We start from the raw sequence: 18,309 nt of genomic DNA on the forward strand, positions 1-18,309 counted from the left end.
TCATCAGTTCAACATTATTAGGAGGAATTCATGAGAAGTAAACTACTCTCTCTCGCAACTTTGTTGCCGTTATCAACATTGTGGGCTGCTGAAGAAGCGGCTGCCGAGGTCGCAGAAGCGGCTCCAACACTTGACGTAGGAAACACGGCATGGGTTTTAACAGCAACTGCGCTTGTTATGTTTATGACCCCAGCGGGTTTGGCACTTTTTTATGGCGGTATGTCTCGCTCTAAAAATTTACTCAATACTATTGCGATGAGTGTTATGGGATACATTGTTGCATCCATTGTATGGGTAATTGCTGGCTACACGTTAGCGTTTGGTACCGATATTGGTGGCATCATCGGTTTTGACAGCCTCTTCTTAAGTGGCATCAAGGTGACTGACCTTTGGGCAACGGGTAACATTCCTGTGCTTCTTTTCGTAGCGTTCCAAATGACCTTTGCGGGTATCACCGTATCGCTTGCAAGTGGTGCAGTGATTGAGAGATTGAAATTTTCAACATGGCTTATCTTTGCAGCACTTTGGATCTTAGCGGTTTATGCTCCTGTGGCTCACTGGGTATGGGGTGGCGGATTCCTTTCAAAACTTGGCGTTCTTGACTTCGCTGGTGGTACCGTTGTTCACATCAACGCAGGTGTTGCTGGTCTTGTTATCGCACTTATGTTAGGTAAACGTGCCGATTACGGTAAAGCGATGTTCCCTTCATCTGTAACACTTACAGTACTAGGTGCTAGTATGTTATGGTTCGGCTGGTTCGGATTCAACGCAGGTAGCGAATTGGGTGCGGATGGTATTGCTGCGAGTGCATTCCTTGTAACCAACACAGCAGCGGCAATTGCAGCGCTTTCTTGGATGACAATCGAGTACATTACGTATAAAAAATTCACCCTTTTAGGTATCGCTTCTGGTATCGTTGCAGGTCTTGTTGCGATCACTCCAGCGGCAGGTTTTGTTGATACAGGTGCTTCATTGATTATTGGTGCGGTTGCTGGTATCGTTGCATTCTATGGCGTAAATGGCTTGAAAAAAGCACTTAAATACGATGACTCACTTGACGCATTTGGAATTCATGGTGTTGCTGGTATCTGGGGCGCACTTGCTACGGGTATTTTTGCAAACCCAGAAGTCAATGAGCTAGGAACGGGTTTACTCTATGGTAACGCGGATCAAGTCATGATTCAAATCGAAGGTATCATCGTAACGATTGTCTATACAGCGATCGCTACAGCGATTGTCTTTAAAATTGCTTCTATCTTAACCGGTGGTGCAAGAGTAAGTGCGGATGCAGAGTCTCAAGGTTTGGATGAAGTAGAGCACGGCGAAAAAGCCTTCAACTTAAGATAATAAGGATCTAAAATGAAAAAAATCGAATCAATTATCAAACCATTCAAACTTGAAGACGTTAAAGACGCTCTTGCAGAGCTTGACATCACAGGTATGACAGTAAGCGAAGTCAAAGGTTACGGAAGACAACAAGGACACTCAGAGCTTTACAGAGGCGCTGAGTATGTCGTTGATTTCTTACCAAAAATTAAAATCGAAGTGGTTGTTGTTGACGAACTCGTTGACAAAGTCATTGACGTTATCGTGAAAAGTGCACGCACGGGCAAAATCGGTGATGGAAAGATCTTTGTTTCCAACGTTGAAAAAAGTGTTCGCATCCGAACCGGTGAGCTTGATAACGAAGCGGTTTAATTCTTCTAGGTGGGGATTTTTCCCCACCTTTTTTCCTTATACTTTTTCGATTAACTCTAAAAGTCTATATTCTTTATCATTCTTCACAAAACATTTCTTTTCTACATCAAAAAAGAGAGTATTTAACACTAAAGAACCCTCCTTCTCTTTATTAAAGACGAATCTTCTAGTATTAATGTCATTATCTTTTGGATAGATAAGATACATTTCTTGACATGCTTCATACTTTGTACCATACGCATAAAGCTGGTACATATCAGGTTGAGATATGCCTTCATTTGTCTTTTCTTTTGAGAGTATTTTCCATTTGGTATCGGCGATTAAAAGTTCTTCTTCATCGTAAATGAGTATATCTGGTTTAAGCCTAAATCGACCGCTTTCATTTTCATACGCTAAATGGTGTTTTGCATCTTGCAGCTTTACATGTAAACCTTTTTTCTTGAGATAATCTCCCACATAGCTCTCAAAAAGCAGGTTCATATCAAACAAAAGTGCAAAAGCAATATCGTTACCTTTATAAGGGCTAAATGAGTTTTCTAGTAAAAAAGTTTTACACCATAAAAGTACGTGTTCATAGTCTTTCATCTGACGATTTGGCTTTACATGTAAGAAGTCATTTTTTATATCTTTGCACACAGAAATTTCATCGAAAACAAATAAAAACTCTCGTATGCGTTGTTGATTGGCGTTGAGTTTGGATTTTTTATAAAGGTATTGAAGGGTGGTTTTAATCAGCCTGTTTTCGGCTCTATCACTCAAAAATTCTTGGAACTCCACAAAAAATCGTTCTTTATGGATGGTGTTTTGTTTGATTTGCTCGCCTATCTTGAGTTTGCCTTTTAGGAATTTAAGATTTTCTTCTTTGGTAATATAGTCGCTTTTGATACCTTTACGAACAAGAGCTGCTAACTCTTCCAAAAACATCGTAATAAATATCTCTAATAAGGGCATTTTTGCGCTTTTAAGATGTGCCATATTGCAGTTTTTAAAAGGAGATTTTTTCAGAGTTTTAAGCATTTTTATCAAAATGTCTTTTGATTTTTCTTCGCTTATATTTTGAATTTTGGGCAATATTTCTATGGTCGTTCCATCTTTTGTTTGAATAACACCGACATAATTTTGAGCTTGAAGCACTTTCCCAAACCCTTTTTTGGTGGTTATTTTGAGGTACTGCGCTGTTTCTTCATTGTCTAAAACAAACTTTTCAATGGCTAAAAATGTCTCTTCTTTGATAAAATGAGGTTTTGCTTTATCTTTGTACTGAAGTGACTCATACTCTTTTAAAATCATGCGTAAAACGTGCTAAAATCAAAACTGTCTTTGATGGTATATTTTGATTTTTCCTCTTCAATATACTCTGTATTTCTAAACTTTTCATCAAAAATATCAGATTTTATTTCACTTTTTTCAATAAATCCATCGCCCAATACCATCACTATTTTTTCCCAATCATCATAAAAATACTCTTGCAATAGTGGAATGATTTTATTTCTAAAGATATATGATACTGTCTCAAGCGTTTGTTTATCTGGCTCTTTCAACTCCATAAAATACGCATGTCCGATGGTGTGGTCACGGTCGTAAAGATACTCAATGCGTTTGTTAATCGCCTCAAGCATACTCTTTACATGTATGCCCTCAATACTAAAATCTAGTAACTCAGTACGAGGCATCATTTCTGTAAAATCAAACCTTCGTCTCAGCGCAGTATCCATCAAAGCAATGCTTCTATCGGCGGTATTCATCGTGCCGATGATGTAGAGATTTGAAGGAACGCCAAAACTTTCATTAGAATACGGAAGTCTAACATGTAAAGATTCCTCCGCTCCTATACGCTTACTTGGCTCGATAAGCGTGATAAGTTCTCCAAAGATTTTAGAGATATTGCCACGGTTGATTTCGTCGATGATGAGGATGTAGTTTTTTAATTCATTGTTTGGAAATCTTTTATGGATATCTTCAACTATAAATTTTCCATAAGTGCCATCAGGTTTGCTTGATAATTTTCCATCATTTATTTCTATCAATTTATTGATACTAAAAGAATGATTTGTCTGTGTAGTTATGCCAGAATCACTTTTCGATAACTTAAAAGGAACGCCCGTAATAGTTTTTAAAATTATCTCTTCATTCTGTAATAATTCACGATGTTTTTCGATTTTTTCTTTAAAAGAAAAACTTTTATCGTTTGTCTTTTCACAAAGATTTTTAAAAATACCACTGACAACTTTATAAATCATTTCAAGACCATTTTCATTCCCTTTTTCTTTGGGAGGTATGGCTTTTATCCCTTCCACAAACTCCTCATAGCCATAGCTTTGATGAAAGGTGACAAATTCAATCTGTCCTGCTTGTTTGTAAACTTCAAACTTTGCTTTTAAAGATTTTCTATTTTCAGGTGTTTCTTCTCTGTGCCTTTCAAAAAAATCATTATCGATAATCTCAATCGCTTTAGTAATAGTATGGTACGTTTTGCCTGTGCCTGGAGGGCCATAAAGAATTTGATTTAGAGATTGTAGTTTTTTCATATTCTCTCCTAATTCACCGTAAATGACTTTTATGACATAGTTATAGAGCTTTTCATTATTATTAAGAATATAGTTGATGGTTGATGGTTTTAGTCCATTTTCGACCAATTTAACATAAGTCAATCGTTTTCTTGTTTCTTCATCTAATTTTTTGACTAATTTTAAATCAATCGAGTCTTCATAAACATTTACAACTTGCATGATATATTGAATTTCTCGTACACTTTTTGAAATGTAGATTAAAGCTAATTGGTCAATTTCAACATTGATCGCTTTCCCCCCAACCTTTATACAATCCTTGTTCTATTGTATCTCGAACATCACCCCATTTTCCCTTGGGATTGTGTGTTAAAACGATAATTTGTGATTTATGTATTGATGCAAAATTTTCATTTTGTTTAAATTCACTCATCGCCTCTACTCCTCATTTTCCAATACATTATCCTGCTCTATTACTCTTTGCTCTTCTTTCATACGGTACGTCATCACCAAGTTAAAACAGAGCTCGCTTAGCATCAAAAGATCCCACATCGTAAGTATCTCTAAAAAAGGCATTCCTTCTTTAAGGCTTTCAAAATCAATCTTACATGTAAAGACATACGCATCGTTGGGAGCGCCTAGTTCTGGGAGATTGAGGGAGTATTGAAACGCAAAGCTCATGTCAGCTTTTCGCCCCATGCGGCGAATGCGTTTGAGTGTGCCATCAAAATCTTTTTCATTGAGACGAATCTCGGAGTGAATGTTATGCGAAAGGACATTGCGCACAAACGAGACAATATCAAAAAAGTTTTCGTACTGTTCGCCAAAGAGTTTTTGCATAAAGATTTTAAACGGACTCTCGAAACGAAGGCTCTCCACCATCGCCATGCAGATGCCGCGAAAAGCGTTAAACTCAACAAAATACTCAAAGAGCGAAATGTCCTCTTTTTTGGTTTGGCGCGCATTGATCAACAACTCTTGAATGATCTCGGCATTGAAGTAGTACGCTTTGTCATCTTCGTACTTTTTCACCACAAACAGACTGCGATCACTCAGGTCTTCCGTTTTGGTAAGCTTGCCTAAAAACTCGCCCATGTGTAAAAAGTAGAAGTTTTGCTCCACGAGCAAAAGGGCATCATCGAGTAAAATTTCCGTATCGTTCATGTGACTTTTTCCAATTTCACTTTCATCTCTTGATAAATGGCACACTGTCCCTTTTGACTCATCGCGTGCGGGGTGAGTTGGTTCGCATTTTTAGCACCGCTATACAGTAACAGACAGTCATTGCGCAGTGTATCGCTCGGCATCACGGAGTATTCACAGCTTCCATAACGATTGGTCAGTCTGACGCGATCTTCTTGCACGAAGCCTAAAGAGCGTGGAACATAAAGGTAGTCATCGGTAACAAACTGTGAATTGAGCGACTTATTTTGTTTCGCAGCAATCAGAAAAAAGCCCTCCTCTTCCAGCGGTTCATCCTCATACTCATCTAAAAATTCAAACTTTCCACTTGGTGTGTAAAAGGTTTTTTCATAGGGCAGATCTTCGTAGGTTTTCGAGATCAAAAAACCCTCTTTGAGGGTGCTATTAGAAGCAATAACACCCTCAATAATGCTCTCCTCACTCTGCAATGCTTCATGCCCAAACGCTTTAAGCATTGCCTGAGCCAACCCGTACTCACTGATGCCCAGCGCACTTTCAACCAGCTTTGGCATTCGTCCAATAAAGTGATGCCCGTAACTCAGTTTCAAATCCTCTTTTTCTAAAAAGCTTTTGGCAGGGATGATGAGATGCGCTTTTGCTGATGTCTCATTTTCATGCAAACCAAAGTAAACAATGCATTTGGCTTTATCCAGCCCTTCTTTCACTTTTGAAGTACAGGGCATTTGACTCAGAGGATTGCCTCCTTGAATGAAGATGAGATCGTACTTACCAAAATTAGCAATGGGCAGAGGCTCTGTTTTAGCGCTTACTTTAAAAGGAGCGTTAAAGCCAAAACCGCTGTTGGAGAGATAGCTCACGCCACAGCCCACTTTTCCAAACAGTCCAAGCATCGCACCAAAAGCGTCGATAGCACGTAAAACACTGTGACCAAAGCTGTATTTTTGCACACCAATGCCAACCAAAATAGAGACTTTTTTACCCTGAATCAAGCGCAATAACGCACCCACATCGTCTAAATGAACCTCAGATTTATCGAGCAGTTTTCGCATCGGAATACCACTAATGTACTCTAAAAAATCTTTAGGATTAAGCGTGCGTTCGTTTAAAAACGTTTGATCTTCCATATCTTCTATCGCGATCAAACGACAGAGTAAGAGGGCTAAGTAAAGATCTCCCTTGGGTTTGATTTGGATGTGAAGTGCGGCATTTTGAGCAAGATCAATCTTAATGGGATCGATCACGATTAGAGTTTTACCTTTGAGGGCAGGAAGCATGTGTGAGTTGGTCACCGTAGGGTTTCGACCCCATAAAATGACAACTTCAGCTTCTTTTACATGTAAAGGTGACAAGCACAAATTTGCCCCTCTGCTCTCATTTACCCCAGCGTCTCCTGCTTCATCGCAAAGAGACCCGGAAGCGAGAACTGCCTTATGCTCAGCAAAAAAGCGCTTGGTGACACCTTGCATCACGCCAAGATTTCCACTGCCTTTAAAATAGAGCGTTTTGGAGGGTTCATGTGCTCTTAACTTCTCTTCTAAAATCCTCAAAGCCTCTTCCATGCTAATGCTTTGCCCCAAATAACGTGGCTCTTCAATGCGTTCAAAGGTATGGTAGTGATTCAAGTGGTGGCAGAGGTAGCCTTGCGTGATGGGATGGTTTTTGTTGCCTTTGAGTTTGAGCTCTTCGTTCACAGCGATGCTGCACCCATCAAAACAGTCCAATGGACAGGTTGTAAAACGCATTCAAAGCCCCTCTTCGTAATTGATATGTACAATTATACCGCGTTCTATAAATGAAGTAGTTTATCTTCCAACGTTTCTAATGTTAACGTTTCATCGATGCCAAAGGCAACATGTTGATACTGCATCACCAAACCATGTTCGTGCATCAAACTATCAAGGTGTGTGTAATCCATGGGCTCATTTTCATTTACATGTAAAACCAAAAAATTGTCACTGTGAACACGTACGATAATCGCGTCAGGATAGATCGTAGAAATCGTTTTTGCGATCAAACATAGCAATTCATCGCCTTTTTTCCAGCCGTGCTTTTTGTTATACACCGCAAAATCCGTGCAGTTAAGATGATCCATTTGAAAGACTTTTAGCTGATAATCTTGGGCATGGTTGAAGATAAATTTGAGGTAATTGACATTGTAAAAGCCGGTCAGTTGATCGCGAAAAGAGTACGAAAACCGCATCTCTTCGAGAAGATCTTTTGGCATTTGGGTTGTGTTTTCAGGAAGAGTTGCCTTCATAAAAATCTCCTGAGCAATATCGACAATGAGTGGATGAAACTGTTTTCCTCTCTCCTCATTTAACACAGCCAAAGCCGCCTCACGGCTTAAACTTTTACGATACGCTCGATTCGTTGTCATCGCATCAAACGCGTCTGCTACGGCAATGATTTGTGAGAAAAAGGGGATCTGCTCCGCTTTTAGCCCATGCGGATAACCACCGCCATCGTAGCGTTCATGGTGCGACAACACCACTTCGGCAAGAAGCGTAAAAGGTTCACGTGAGAGTAACTCATAACTTGCCGTCACGTGGCGTTTGATCAGGGAGTACTCAATGTCTGTGAGTTTATCGGGTTTAAGCAAAATGGCATCGGGAATTTCAATTTTTCCGATGTCATGCAACATCCCTGCTTTATAGATAAAATCCGCCTCATCACTGCTATAGTCCATGGCAAGGACAATCATTTTGGCGTATTCGGCGACGCGTTGACTGTGACCTGCGGTGTAGCTGTCGCGCTTTTCCATCATGTCGACGAGTGCATACATACTCTCTTCATACATCTTAGTTTTTTCATTGAGATAGTCACGACCACGCGCATGAATCCACCAAATGGCAAAAAGTCCTAAAAGCCATGTTCCAAGGTACGTCACAACGAGAAAATAAAAGGTTTGAGGATTGGCTTCTTTAAACGTCGGCACTTTCATCTGAAGCGTCGTATAGCCCATCAACGATCCCACCGTGTATTCATGGTGAACATGACACGAGATGCACGCACTGTTCGCTAACATCGGTTTGACATAAAAGAGGTGTTTCTCCCCTGCTTTTTCAAAAACGATATAGCCATCTTCTTTATGCTCTTTGACTTTAAGCACAGTATCTAAAGCTGAGGGTGAAAGGTTAAGTGTTTTTGCGGAAGAGGAAATATCAAGTTCCATATCGCTGTGTTTTGCAAGAACGGCAAGAAGCTCTTTGAGGGAAAAGTTACTGCGAATGGTGTACTTTTGCTCATCACTCAACGCGTTTGCTTTTTGCTCATACGCCCAATAAATAAAGGCAACCGACTGTTCTGCAAATCCTTTGATTTTCTCTAATGAACTCTCTTCAATGTGTTTTTCTTCGTTGTAAAATTGATAGATCACAAAACAGGTTGTCAGCAGTGTCCAAAAGATGGTGAGTAAAATGGCGAGCTGTTTAAAGTATTTGATGCGTTTACTGACTGACATTTTTCTCTTTTTTCGCGTTGTGAAGGAGTAAAAGAGTCTAAGTCCCTTTGGATTTAGACTCCAAACATGGGTTAAATGCTAATTTCTTTAATATCAGCAATGGCTTTGAACGCATTGTAAATCGAAGCAATCAGATTGTGACGATTGGCTCGGACATTTACATCTTCCGTGTTGACCATGACATTGTTAAAGAAGGCGTCGATTTGAGGTTTGAGCGCGAAAAGTGCATCCAAATTCTCTTCAAAAGAGGCATAGTTTTTAGAGACAACCGCGGTAAAAGCAGCATAAAGCTCTTTTTCGTAGGTGGAATCAAAAAGTGTTTCATCTACAAGCGCTTGCTCTTTTACATCCATATTTTTAATGATGTTGGCAACGCGTTTGAAGGTTGAGAACATCTCTTTAAAACCATCATCTTGAACGATGGATGAGAGTGCTTTTATCTTTTGAGACATCTTCACAATCTCACGCTCGCCACTGCTAATAACCGCAGTGATAATCGAAGGATTGACATCAAAGAATTGATACATACGCTCTAAGAAGAAGGTCTCAAGCACGTTAAAATCAAAGCTTTTGTACGATTGACTCAGCGCAAAAAGATCGTTTTTAATGTCAAACGCGATGCCTTGATTCAATACAATTTTAACAATGCCATTGACCGCACGGCGCAATGCGTACGGGTCTTTATTGCCCGTTGGAATTTTGTCGATGCTAAAAAGTGCGATCAAAGAATCCAGTTTATACGAAAGCGCTACAATCGCGCTAAAAAGCGTACTTGGAAGCACACTCTCTTCCGAATTTGGCAGATACTGCTCTTTGAGTGCGAGGGCAAAAAGTTCATCTTCACCCATTGCCGTCGCATAGTAGTAGCCCATCAAACCCTGAAGTTCAGTAAACTCATAGACCATCTCGCTTAAAAGATCGCTTTTGCTGTACATCACCGATTTATCCATCAGCGCTTGTAAACGTTCAAAGGTCAAGCGCGTGTTTTGAGACAGAAGTGTGCTTTGGTATTTGTTCGTTAAGTACGTTGCAATCGCTTTTTCGCGAAGCTCTTTATCCAGAAGTGAGCCTAACCCATCCAGATAGGTGATGTCTTTGAGCCCTTCGTAATGAAGTCCATTTTTAAGGTCGTTATCTAAGAAGAAAAGTGCGTCAGAAAGTCTGGCGCGAAGTACTTTTTCATTGCCTCGAACGATCAGATCATAATCATCGCTGATTGCATTGGAAACAACGATAAAACGGCTGGTGAGCTTGCCCTCTTTAAAGACAGGAAAATAGCGTTGATTCTCTTTCATTGAAGTGATGATGACTTCGGGTGGCAAACGTAAAAATCGCTCTTCAAAACTGCCGATCAGCGCTTTTGGATGCTCCGTAATCGCCACAACTTCGGCTAAAAGATCTTCATCGATTTCGATATGCACGCCCTCTTTTGCCTCAATCGCTTTAAAATCATTTAAAATAATCTCTTCACGTTTAGTCGGATAAAGCACAACGCCACGCTCCGCCAAACGCTCAAAATAATCCCCTGCAAACATATACGCAAATGGTTCATACGAAATGGTGCGATGTGGATACGAAAAAGGGGTGGATTCTACGCCAAAAAGAGAGAAAGGCACATGTTCATCCCCCATCATACAGCCAATCCAACGAATGGGACGAATGAAATGCTCTTCTAAAAAGCCCCAACGCATGGACTTTCCAAAGTTAAGCCCTTTGATAAATTGCTCGACCATCGCTTGAAGAAGGTTTTTTGAACTCTGCCCTGCAATGGTTTTTTTATAGTAAAGAACCTCTTTGCCCTCTTTCATCGCGCGGGAAATTTCACTAAAATCAACACCGCATTTTTTAGCAAAACCAAGTGCAGCAGGCGTTGGAACGCCCTCTTTAAGTGCAACAGAAAGCGGTGCTCCAAAAAACTCCTCTTCACGCTCATTTTGCTGCGTTGGAAACGCTTCATGCCAGAGCACTAAACGACGTGGCGTGTAGTAAAAGTTAAACGCGCATGCTAGAGCATTTTTCTCTAAAATATCAAGCCAGAGGGTTTCAATATGGGGAAGTTCTTTCAAAAAAGGGATTGCGGGGAGCTCTTCAACGCCTATTTCTATCAAAAGGGGTTTGATCATTGATCGACCTTTACATGTAAATAATTTGATCTCATTTTAACCAAAGAGAGGTTAAATCGTCCTTTTACATGTAAAGGGATTGAGTGCGCTTAGTGGCTACGTTTGCAGTGACCTACCAGCTTTGAAAAGAGCCAAATGGAAGGACAAAAATCGGTAATCGCCCAGACAACTGTCATTGCAATGACAAATCCTAGCAAAATCGTACCGTAAATTGAGCCAACACTCATCAAACAGCATGCAATAAACAAGACAACTGCCATCAGTAAACGTTGAAGTTTTTCAGCACACATCATTTTAAATCCTTTATGATAAATATAATGGATAACTATAAAAATAAAGGGCTTAAAAAGGTGTTATTTTTGTGACTTAATCCTTTAGCGTATGGAAAGTTGCAGTTATTGGGAAGTGATCTGAGAAGCCAAAACCTTGGTGTTCGCCACGTCCTTTGTTACTGATTTGCCATCGATTGGGGTTGCCATTTTCATCCAGCATGTAAGGGCGGATAAAGACACCAAACGATGAAGGCGTGTACTCAATGCCTTTACGATCCATCAGCGATTTGGGAATAATAATATGATCTAACGCATTTTTTTGCTTCCCATAACTGTGAGAATAACGCCTGTTTTGCGGCAGTTCATACCACAGGTTATACAAAAGAGCCTTTTGATCGCCTGCTTGCAAAAAAGTGACCAGTCCCATACCCCAGTGCCCTTTTTGCTCTTGGTACGGGGAGTTAAAATCGCCTAATAAAATATATTCACGCCTGCTCGCTTTTTCCAAAATCGTATGCAGTGTTTTAGCATAGACTAACCGCTCATCCTCTTTTTCGATGTACGCAGGCCAATGGTTGATGTAAAGATCCAGTGGTTTAATATCCACCGTTACGCTAACACGGTGAATGCCTCTGGCTTGATTGGGCAGAGAAATTGTAGAGCTTTTTTCGATAGGAAAACGTGAAAGAAGCGCTGTCTCAATGGAAACACGCTCTTTTTTGGTAGGGTAAAAGAGGTAAGGATAGGCTTTTTCTCCAAGCGCGGCGTTGAGTTTTTGAAGAACGGCTCTGTTTTCGACTTCGGCTAAAACGATGATATCAGCATTGATATCGCCTATAACGCGGGCGAGATTGTTTATTTTTATCTGCAACATCGCCTCAGTCCAACCATGCTTGTTATAGGGCTGATATTCTTTGTATTCGCTACCATTTTTGGTTGCATCAAAGAGATTTTCGACATTGTACGTTGCGACTTTAAAGTCGAGTGCTGAAAGTAAAAACGGAATAAAAAGCAGACTCCAACGCATCAATTTTCACTACCGATCATGGGCTCAAATTCACCCGATTCGGTGTTAAAATACTCCAGTTCACCCGTCTCTAAATGATAATACCACGAACGAATAAAAAGCTCACCTTCATTAACACGACGCTCGACATCGGGATACGTTAAGAGATTTTTGGATTGAAACAGAAGTGAAATTTTCTCCGTAAGCTCTAGCCTCTCCGATTGTGTCACATCTTGGCTGATAAGCTTTTGTGTCACGTAGTTTTTAGCATCCATCCCTAGTTCTAGCCACTTTTTGACATGGACTAAATTAATATCGGTGATCTTGGTGTACATCGTCTCAATCGCCCCACAATGTGAATGTCCGCAGATAATAATGTCCGTGACTTCTAAAACAGAAACCGCATACTCAATGCCCGCCGCCGTCGCGTGGTAATCATTATCGGGAGCAAAGGGAGGAACAAAATTGCCAATGTTACGTAGGACAAAAAGCTCTCCTGGAGCTGAGTTGGTGATCAAGGCAGGATCGACACGCGAGTCACTGCATGCGATAAATAAAACTTTTGGATGTTGCCCATTTTTAACAAGGTCCAAAAATTTGTTTTCGTATTTTTTAAACTTGGTATCTTTAAACTTTTCATACCCACTAATTAACTCCGCTATTTTCATCATTAAGCACGCTCCAAAGTTTTAGATGGCTAATTATAGTGAATCAGAATGAAAAAGAAATTACAAGCCAAAAATCATTATAATATTGCCATCTCTAAACCCTATAAAGGAAAAAAATGGAATTTAAAAACGTTACCGTTACGAAAAAAGCCAATGTCTATTTTGATGGCAAAGTGGTCAGTTATACCCTCACCTTTGATGATGGCTCCACCAAAACACTCGGTTTTATGCAAGTAGGTGACTACACCTTTAACACAGGCGTAGCCGAAGTGATGGAGTTTTTAAGTGGTGAGCTGAGCGTGGAGCTTCCAAACCAAAAAGAGCCTTTAATCATTCATGAAAAAGCAATCTTTGAAGTGCCTGCTAATGCCTTGTTTACGTTACATGTAAAGACATGTGCTAGTTACTGTTGTTCTTACGTAAAATAATCTCAGGCGCTCTTAAAAGCGCTTCTATGTCCGTTACGTTCAAGGGTTCACTAAAATAGTACCCTTGAGCTTCATCGCAACCATTTTCTTTTAAAAAGTCTAACTGCTCTTTGGTTTCAACGCCCTCCGCGATCGTTTTAAGCCCCAAACTTTTTCCCAAAGCAATGATAATTTTAACGATCTCACGATCTTCTGGATCAATGCCAATATCACGAATAAAGCTCTGATCGATTTTGAGTTTATAGACTTTAAAACGTTTCAAATAACTCAAAGAGGAGTACCCTGTACCAAAATCATCAATGCTAAGACGTATCCCTTTTTCAGAGAGTTCATTCATCGTCTCAATCGCATGAAGTGGATTTTGAGCAGCAGCACTCTCGGTCAACTCGATTTCCAAAAACCATGGCGGAAGCTTCACTTCATCGATAATCGTACTCACCAATTTGGAGAGATGCGCATGATGAAACTGCACAGCGGAGAGATTTACCGCCACACTCATCGCAGGAAAGCCCATATCCATCCACTGTTTCATCCTCGTTGCGGCGGTGCGCATCACCCATTCGCCGATCAACAAGATCTGACCGCTCTCTTCTGCAATCGGAATAAACTCCACTGGAGAGATCATTCCAAAATCAGGGTGATTCCAACGAATCAATGCCTCAACACCTACAATTTTGCCATCGCTGAGCGAAATTTGTGGCTGATAATGAAGACTCAACTCGCCTCTGGTATGCGCATAACGCAGTGCATTTTCCAAGCTTAAGATGCGCGCTGACCTGCTTTGAATCTCGGAGGTAAAGAAACGGTAATTGTTTCTGCCATTTTGTTTTGCCAAGTACATCGCCGCGTCCGCACTTTTAAAGAGCGTGTCGATGTCAGCGCCATCATTAGGATACAGTGCAATTCCGATGGAAGCCGTTACGATCAGTTCATTGGTATCCAACTTAATTGGCTGTTCAATCGCTTGAAGCAAGCGTTTTGCCATATGCGCGGCATCATCCACACTGACCCCTGGCAAGATCACGACAAACTCATCGCCACCTTGACGTGAGAGGGTATCGACTTGGCGTAAAAGTGGTTTGAGGCGTTTTGAAACCTTGACCAAAAGCTCATCGCCTGTGGCATGTCCTAAAGTATCGTTAATATTTTTAAAGTGATCAAAATCAATAAAAAGAACCGCTAACTGCTCATTTTGGTGCTGAACGATTTTAAGATCATGCTCCACACGAAGACGCAGTTGAAGCTTGTTGGGTAACGATGTGAGTGGATCAAAATACTCTAATTTTTGAATTTTTTCTTCATCTTCCCTGCGTGCCGTAATGTCACGCGAAACACCCAAAACGCCTAAAAGTTCACTGTTTTTATCATACACAGGCGTTTTAATCGTCTCAAAAAGCCCGTTGTAGTCATCTTCTTTAAAACTCAGCTCTTCTTCATTTCGCACAGGCTCTTTGGCATCCATTGCGATAATATCGTGTGTTCTAAAGAAATCCGCTAATTGAAAATCCACAAAATCATAGTCACTTTTTCCCACGATCGCATGCTCTTTGGCTCCATAAAGACGCTCAAACGCTTTGTTACAAAAAAGATAGATGCCATTGGGGTCTTTGAGCCAAATCAGATCGGGAATTGCATTTAAGAGTACCTCAAATTGACGCGCCAACACATTTTTTTCGCCTGTTGTTTGAAGCACCTGAGACTCAAGCGCCACTTTCGTAATTTTGAGCTCAACCACTAATTTTGCCATATAGGCTAACATCAGCGCAAACATCAATGCCATCAGCACGCGCACCATAAAAAGAACCGGACTCCCCCACCCTTTTTCAGGCGATATAGCAATCGTCCATGTGCCATTTGGCACATCAAACGTATAGACCACAGGATCGATAAGTGGTGTGCGTGTGGAGCTTAAAATGATCTGCTTCTCTTTGCTATCAGGATGGATACGCCATATTTCATACATCAACGCTTCTTGGTCAAGTTGCGCAATTTTTGCAGTATCAAAAATTTCAGAGATGCGAATCACCGCAGCGACAAATCCCCAAAAATGCTCTTTATTATCCCTATCTTCAAAAATGGGCAGACGCCCCACAAGACCAATGCCCCCTTGTGTCAAATCCAATGGTCCAGCCAAGGTCAGTTTACCGCTCTCGCGTGCTAAAAAAGACTCTTTATTTTGGGTTTTGGCTTCAAACAGGTTGAGCCCCAGTGCTTTTTCGTTGCCTTGAAGTGGAGCAACTTGTTGGATGATGCCACGTGGGGCAATCGCAAGCTCAATCACACCAGGATAAGAAGGTAAAATCTCCTCGGCAATCTCTTCAAAATTGCGAATAAATCCACCATCATTTTGAGTCAGCAAAGCTTGGAGTGTGTAGGTTGACGAGAGCGCTCGATCGAGGTTAAATTTGATGTCATAACTGTAATTAGCAGCGATTGTATAGACTTTTGCCCGTTCTTTTTCGGACTCTAAGGTATGAAGGTTGTAAATGCCCAAGGTTAACAGTACAAAAGAGAGCACAAAAACGACGACCAAGACAGTTCTAGGATCGCGCAAATGCACACGTGCCGTTCGATTCACACCACACCTCTTCTCTTTTCTTCGCTTAAGTTACCTTTATTGTATCAAAAAATGAAACCTTTTACAAAGCGCATAGCCGACGCAAACGCCCACTGGAAGTTAAAACCACCTAGTTCGCCTGTCACATCCATCACTTCTCCAAGAAAATAGAGATCTTTACATGTAAGACTTTCACACGTTAGTGGATTGATCTCAGATGTGCTGACACCGCCTCTGGTCACTTCGGCTTTGGTGTACCCAAAATTGCCCGCAGGGGCAAAGGTATAGGCTTTGAGCGAAGAGAGCAGTTCACGCTCTGAGGCGGTGAGTTTTGAGAGCACTTTATCTTCCATGCTAATGGCGTCTAAAAATGCTTTGGTAAAGCGCCTTGGAAGCCCAAATGCAGTGATAATCTGCTTTTTGCTCTGCTCTTTAAAAAGCGTTTCCATGCTTTGGATGTGTGGCAAAAAATCGATCGTCATGTTCCCTTTTTTCCAGTACAATGACCCACTCAAAACAGAGGGACCGCTGATGCCTTTGTGCGCAAAAAGAAGATTTTCGCTAAAACGTTTTCCCTCTACATGTAAAATAACTGGTAGTGCAATGCCGCTAAGTTCCTTCATCCAAAACTGCTCTTTTTGAAGGGTCAAACCAACCAGTGCAGGCGAAGGAGAAATGATCGTGTGCCCAAAAGACTCCGCGATTTTATAGCCTATGTCGCTCGCCCCAATGCTGGCATAACTTAGCCCTCCACTGGCAACCACCACTTTTTTGGCGTGAATTTCACCCTTATCTGTCGTAACAACAAAGTGGTCATTTTTCTTTACATGTAAAACCTTCGTGGAGAGATAAAACGTACCATAAGCGCTCAAACGACCAAAAATAGAGACCAACTCTTTCGCACTATTGGCGCAAAATACCTGCCCATGCTCACGCTCTTCCAGACTTAAGCGGTGTTTTTTGACAAAGCAGAGTGTTTCAGAAGCATCAAACGCGTCCAGAATGGGCGCAATAAATGTTGGATCACCCAAATAATTTTCAGCCGTTGCAAAACGGTTGGTCAGATTGCATTTTCCACCCCCTGAGATCAGCAGTTTCATGCCTATTTTTGGGTTTGCATCAACGAGTGCGACATCGTGCCCTTCAAGATGACTCGCCGCCATCAAAGCACTCGCACCCGATCCAATGAAAAGAATATCGTGGATTTTCAAACTAACGCACTTTCACGTCTATTTTTCATTCACGCAGGTGTAATTGACCGTCGCATCCAGAGTGAGCGTTTCATCGCGCAGTATGGGCGCTTCGGTAGGAGCAGACTCCTCCTTCAAAGAGGCATTTGAACGAGAAAGCATGCCTTTCATCATCACGGGTTGAGGGGACTGTGTCCCTTCAAAAGCAACGGCACTGACTTCACAACGCATCTTCATCTCTTTTGAAAAAAAGACCGCTTGTTCCGTTGCCATGTGCAATAATGAAGTACGCATTGCAAGACGCGCGCTATTGCGAGCTTTGAGGCTCACATCCCACGTTAAAGCACTTTGATTGATCAAAACACTGGACACTTTGATTTTATTGATCGCGGACAAAAGGGCATTATAATGATCAATGGACTTAAAATCACACCCAAACGAGAGCGTTCCACCATAACCGTTAAAAATCTGTTTTTGATCTTTGTAATTGTAACGAGGAGCGAGGTAATAACCACCGCCACGGCAAAATTCGCCTTTTGGATCAAACTGTTTTACGGAGACGACAATGGCATTGAGATGCTCTTTAATCACATCGGCACTTTTATGTTCCTCTTCAAAACCAATCTGAGCGCGCAAAACATCCGGTGTCAATGCCTCGGAAACATGCTCATTGGTCGTAATGCTCATCTGAGCCGTTGCCAAAAGAGGAACGAGACTTAAAAATAGTAAGGATTTTTTCATGGTAAACTCCTTTTTAGGTTAAAGACGTCGCCTTAAATGTTTCAAAATTCTGGCGAATCGCATCATACAGTATAATACCCGCTGATGTGGCTTGGTTTAAACTTCTGCCAAGTTTTCCCATCGGAATCGTGATGGCATTTTCCCATTTGAGTTGCATCAATTCCATCGGAAGCCCGGTGGATTCGCCACCAAAAAAGAGAAAATCACCCGGTTTAAACGAGGCTTCAAAATAAGTTTTTTTCGTTTTGGTTGTGGCAAAAAAGAAATGATCTACTTTGTCTTTATGCGCCTCTAAAAAAGCGTCTAAATTTTCCCAAACCGTAACGTCTAAAAGATGCCAATAATCAAGCCCTGCCCTTTTTACGGTCTTATCGCTGATCTCAAACATCGTGGGCTTGATGATGTGCAATTTGCAGTCGGCATTGACGCACATGCGCCCAATGCTACCCGTATTTTGTGGGATTTGTGGGTGAACTAAAACAATATTGAACATGG

General features: G+C 41.2%; 16 protein-coding genes and 1 pseudogene. 3 read left to right on the forward strand and 14 right to left on the reverse strand.

Translation table 11 applies throughout. The annotated features are described in order from the left end of the window. The first annotated feature begins 30 nt into the window (after positions 1 to 30). Together SMUL_RS10650 and SMUL_RS10655 are read left to right on the forward strand one after the other, a co-directional pair. Complete coding sequence (locus tag SMUL_RS10650; RefSeq protein WP_025345240.1) at positions 31 to 1,347, forward strand: ammonium transporter; 1,317 nt, start codon at positions 31 to 33, stop codon at positions 1,345 to 1,347. A 12-nt stretch (positions 1,348 to 1,359) separates the two neighbouring features. After that, a complete protein-coding gene (locus SMUL_RS10655) occupies positions 1,360 to 1,698 on the forward strand; it encodes a P-II family nitrogen regulator (RefSeq protein ID WP_025345241.1) in 339 nt (112 codons plus the stop codon). A 36-nt stretch (positions 1,699 to 1,734) separates the two neighbouring features. On the opposite strand, the gene SMUL_RS10660 is transcribed toward SMUL_RS10655, so the two are convergent. The 10 genes and pseudogenes from SMUL_RS10660 to SMUL_RS10700 form a co-directional block, all read right to left on the reverse strand. Then, a complete protein-coding gene (locus tag SMUL_RS10660) occupies positions 1,735 to 2,988 on the reverse strand; it encodes an McrC family protein (RefSeq protein WP_025345242.1) in 1,254 nt (417 codons plus the stop codon). Next, positions 2,985 to 3,626: pseudogene (locus tag SMUL_RS17825) on the reverse strand (McrB family protein); the annotation flags it as partial. The gene SMUL_RS10660 and the pseudogene SMUL_RS17825, both read right to left, overlap by 4 nt. A gap of 859 nt (positions 3,627 to 4,485) precedes the next feature. Next, on the reverse strand, positions 4,486 to 4,638 hold the full coding sequence (locus SMUL_RS17200; RefSeq protein ID WP_158506028.1) for a hypothetical protein: 153 nt from the start codon (positions 4,636 to 4,638) through the stop codon (positions 4,486 to 4,488). A gap of 5 nt (positions 4,639 to 4,643) precedes the next feature. Further along, a complete protein-coding gene (locus SMUL_RS10670) occupies positions 4,644 to 5,369 on the reverse strand; it encodes a hypothetical protein (protein WP_025345244.1) in 726 nt (241 codons plus the stop codon). Then, positions 5,366 to 7,111: a molybdopterin-dependent oxidoreductase gene (locus SMUL_RS10675; RefSeq protein ID WP_025345245.1), complete on the reverse strand. Its 1,746-nt coding sequence runs from the start codon at positions 7,109 to 7,111 to the stop codon at positions 5,366 to 5,368. Before SMUL_RS10675 ends, SMUL_RS10670 begins: the two co-directional genes overlap by 4 nt. A 44-nt stretch (positions 7,112 to 7,155) precedes the next feature. Further along, entirely contained in the window at positions 7,156 to 8,829 is a 1,674-nt protein-coding gene (locus SMUL_RS16710; protein WP_025345246.1) for a bifunctional diguanylate cyclase/phosphohydrolase, read from the reverse strand. Positions 8,830 to 8,900: 71 nt separating this feature from the next. Then, positions 8,901 to 10,952 (reverse strand): glycine--tRNA ligase subunit beta, encoded by a 2,052-nt coding sequence (gene glyS, locus SMUL_RS10685; RefSeq protein ID WP_025345247.1) that lies wholly within the window; start codon positions 10,950 to 10,952, stop codon positions 8,901 to 8,903. A gap of 89 nt (positions 10,953 to 11,041) precedes the next feature. Continuing rightward, on the reverse strand, positions 11,042 to 11,245 hold the full coding sequence (locus SMUL_RS10690; protein ID WP_025345248.1) for a hypothetical protein: 204 nt from the start codon (positions 11,243 to 11,245) through the stop codon (positions 11,042 to 11,044). Positions 11,246 to 11,318: 73 nt separating this feature from the next. Beyond that, entirely contained in the window at positions 11,319 to 12,251 is a 933-nt protein-coding gene (locus tag SMUL_RS10695; protein ID WP_025345249.1) for an endonuclease/exonuclease/phosphatase family protein, read from the reverse strand. After that, on the reverse strand, positions 12,251 to 12,898 hold the full coding sequence (locus SMUL_RS10700) for a carbonic anhydrase (protein ID WP_025345250.1): 648 nt from the start codon (positions 12,896 to 12,898) through the stop codon (positions 12,251 to 12,253). Before SMUL_RS10700 ends, SMUL_RS10695 begins: the two co-directional genes overlap by 1 nt. A gap of 116 nt (positions 12,899 to 13,014) precedes the next feature. Between SMUL_RS10700 and ppnP the strand changes: the two genes are divergently transcribed. Next, positions 13,015 to 13,326, forward strand: a complete 312-nt coding sequence (gene ppnP / locus SMUL_RS10705) for a pyrimidine/purine nucleoside phosphorylase (protein ID WP_025345251.1) — start codon at positions 13,015 to 13,017, stop codon at positions 13,324 to 13,326. Here the strand turns inward: ppnP and SMUL_RS16715 are convergent. Genes SMUL_RS16715 through SMUL_RS10725 form a run of 4 tightly spaced genes read right to left on the reverse strand, consistent with a single transcriptional unit; the run spans position 13,298 to position 18,307 of the window. Then, positions 13,298 to 15,904: a bifunctional diguanylate cyclase/phosphodiesterase gene (locus tag SMUL_RS16715; RefSeq protein ID WP_025345252.1), complete on the reverse strand. Its 2,607-nt coding sequence runs from the start codon at positions 15,902 to 15,904 to the stop codon at positions 13,298 to 13,300. The genes ppnP and SMUL_RS16715 overlap by 29 nt on opposite strands. 44 nt (positions 15,905 to 15,948) lie before the next feature. After that, complete coding sequence (locus SMUL_RS10715) at positions 15,949 to 17,094, reverse strand: BaiN/RdsA family NAD(P)/FAD-dependent oxidoreductase (RefSeq protein ID WP_025345253.1); 1,146 nt, start codon at positions 17,092 to 17,094, stop codon at positions 15,949 to 15,951. An 18-nt stretch (positions 17,095 to 17,112) separates the two neighbouring features. Further along, the gene (locus SMUL_RS10720) at positions 17,113 to 17,814 is read right to left on the reverse strand and encodes an SIMPL domain-containing protein (RefSeq protein WP_025345254.1); all 702 of its coding nucleotides are present in this window, start codon (positions 17,812 to 17,814) and stop codon (positions 17,113 to 17,115) included. Between the two features lie 13 nt (positions 17,815 to 17,827). Then, the gene (locus SMUL_RS10725) at positions 17,828 to 18,307 is read right to left on the reverse strand and encodes a tRNA (cytidine(34)-2'-O)-methyltransferase (RefSeq protein WP_025345255.1); all 480 of its coding nucleotides are present in this window, start codon (positions 18,305 to 18,307) and stop codon (positions 17,828 to 17,830) included. Between the last annotated feature and the right edge of the window lie 2 nt (positions 18,308 to 18,309).

Source organism: Sulfurospirillum multivorans DSM 12446, from assembly GCF_000568815.1.
Lineage (GTDB): Bacteria > Campylobacterota > Campylobacteria > Campylobacterales > Sulfurospirillaceae > Sulfurospirillum > Sulfurospirillum multivorans.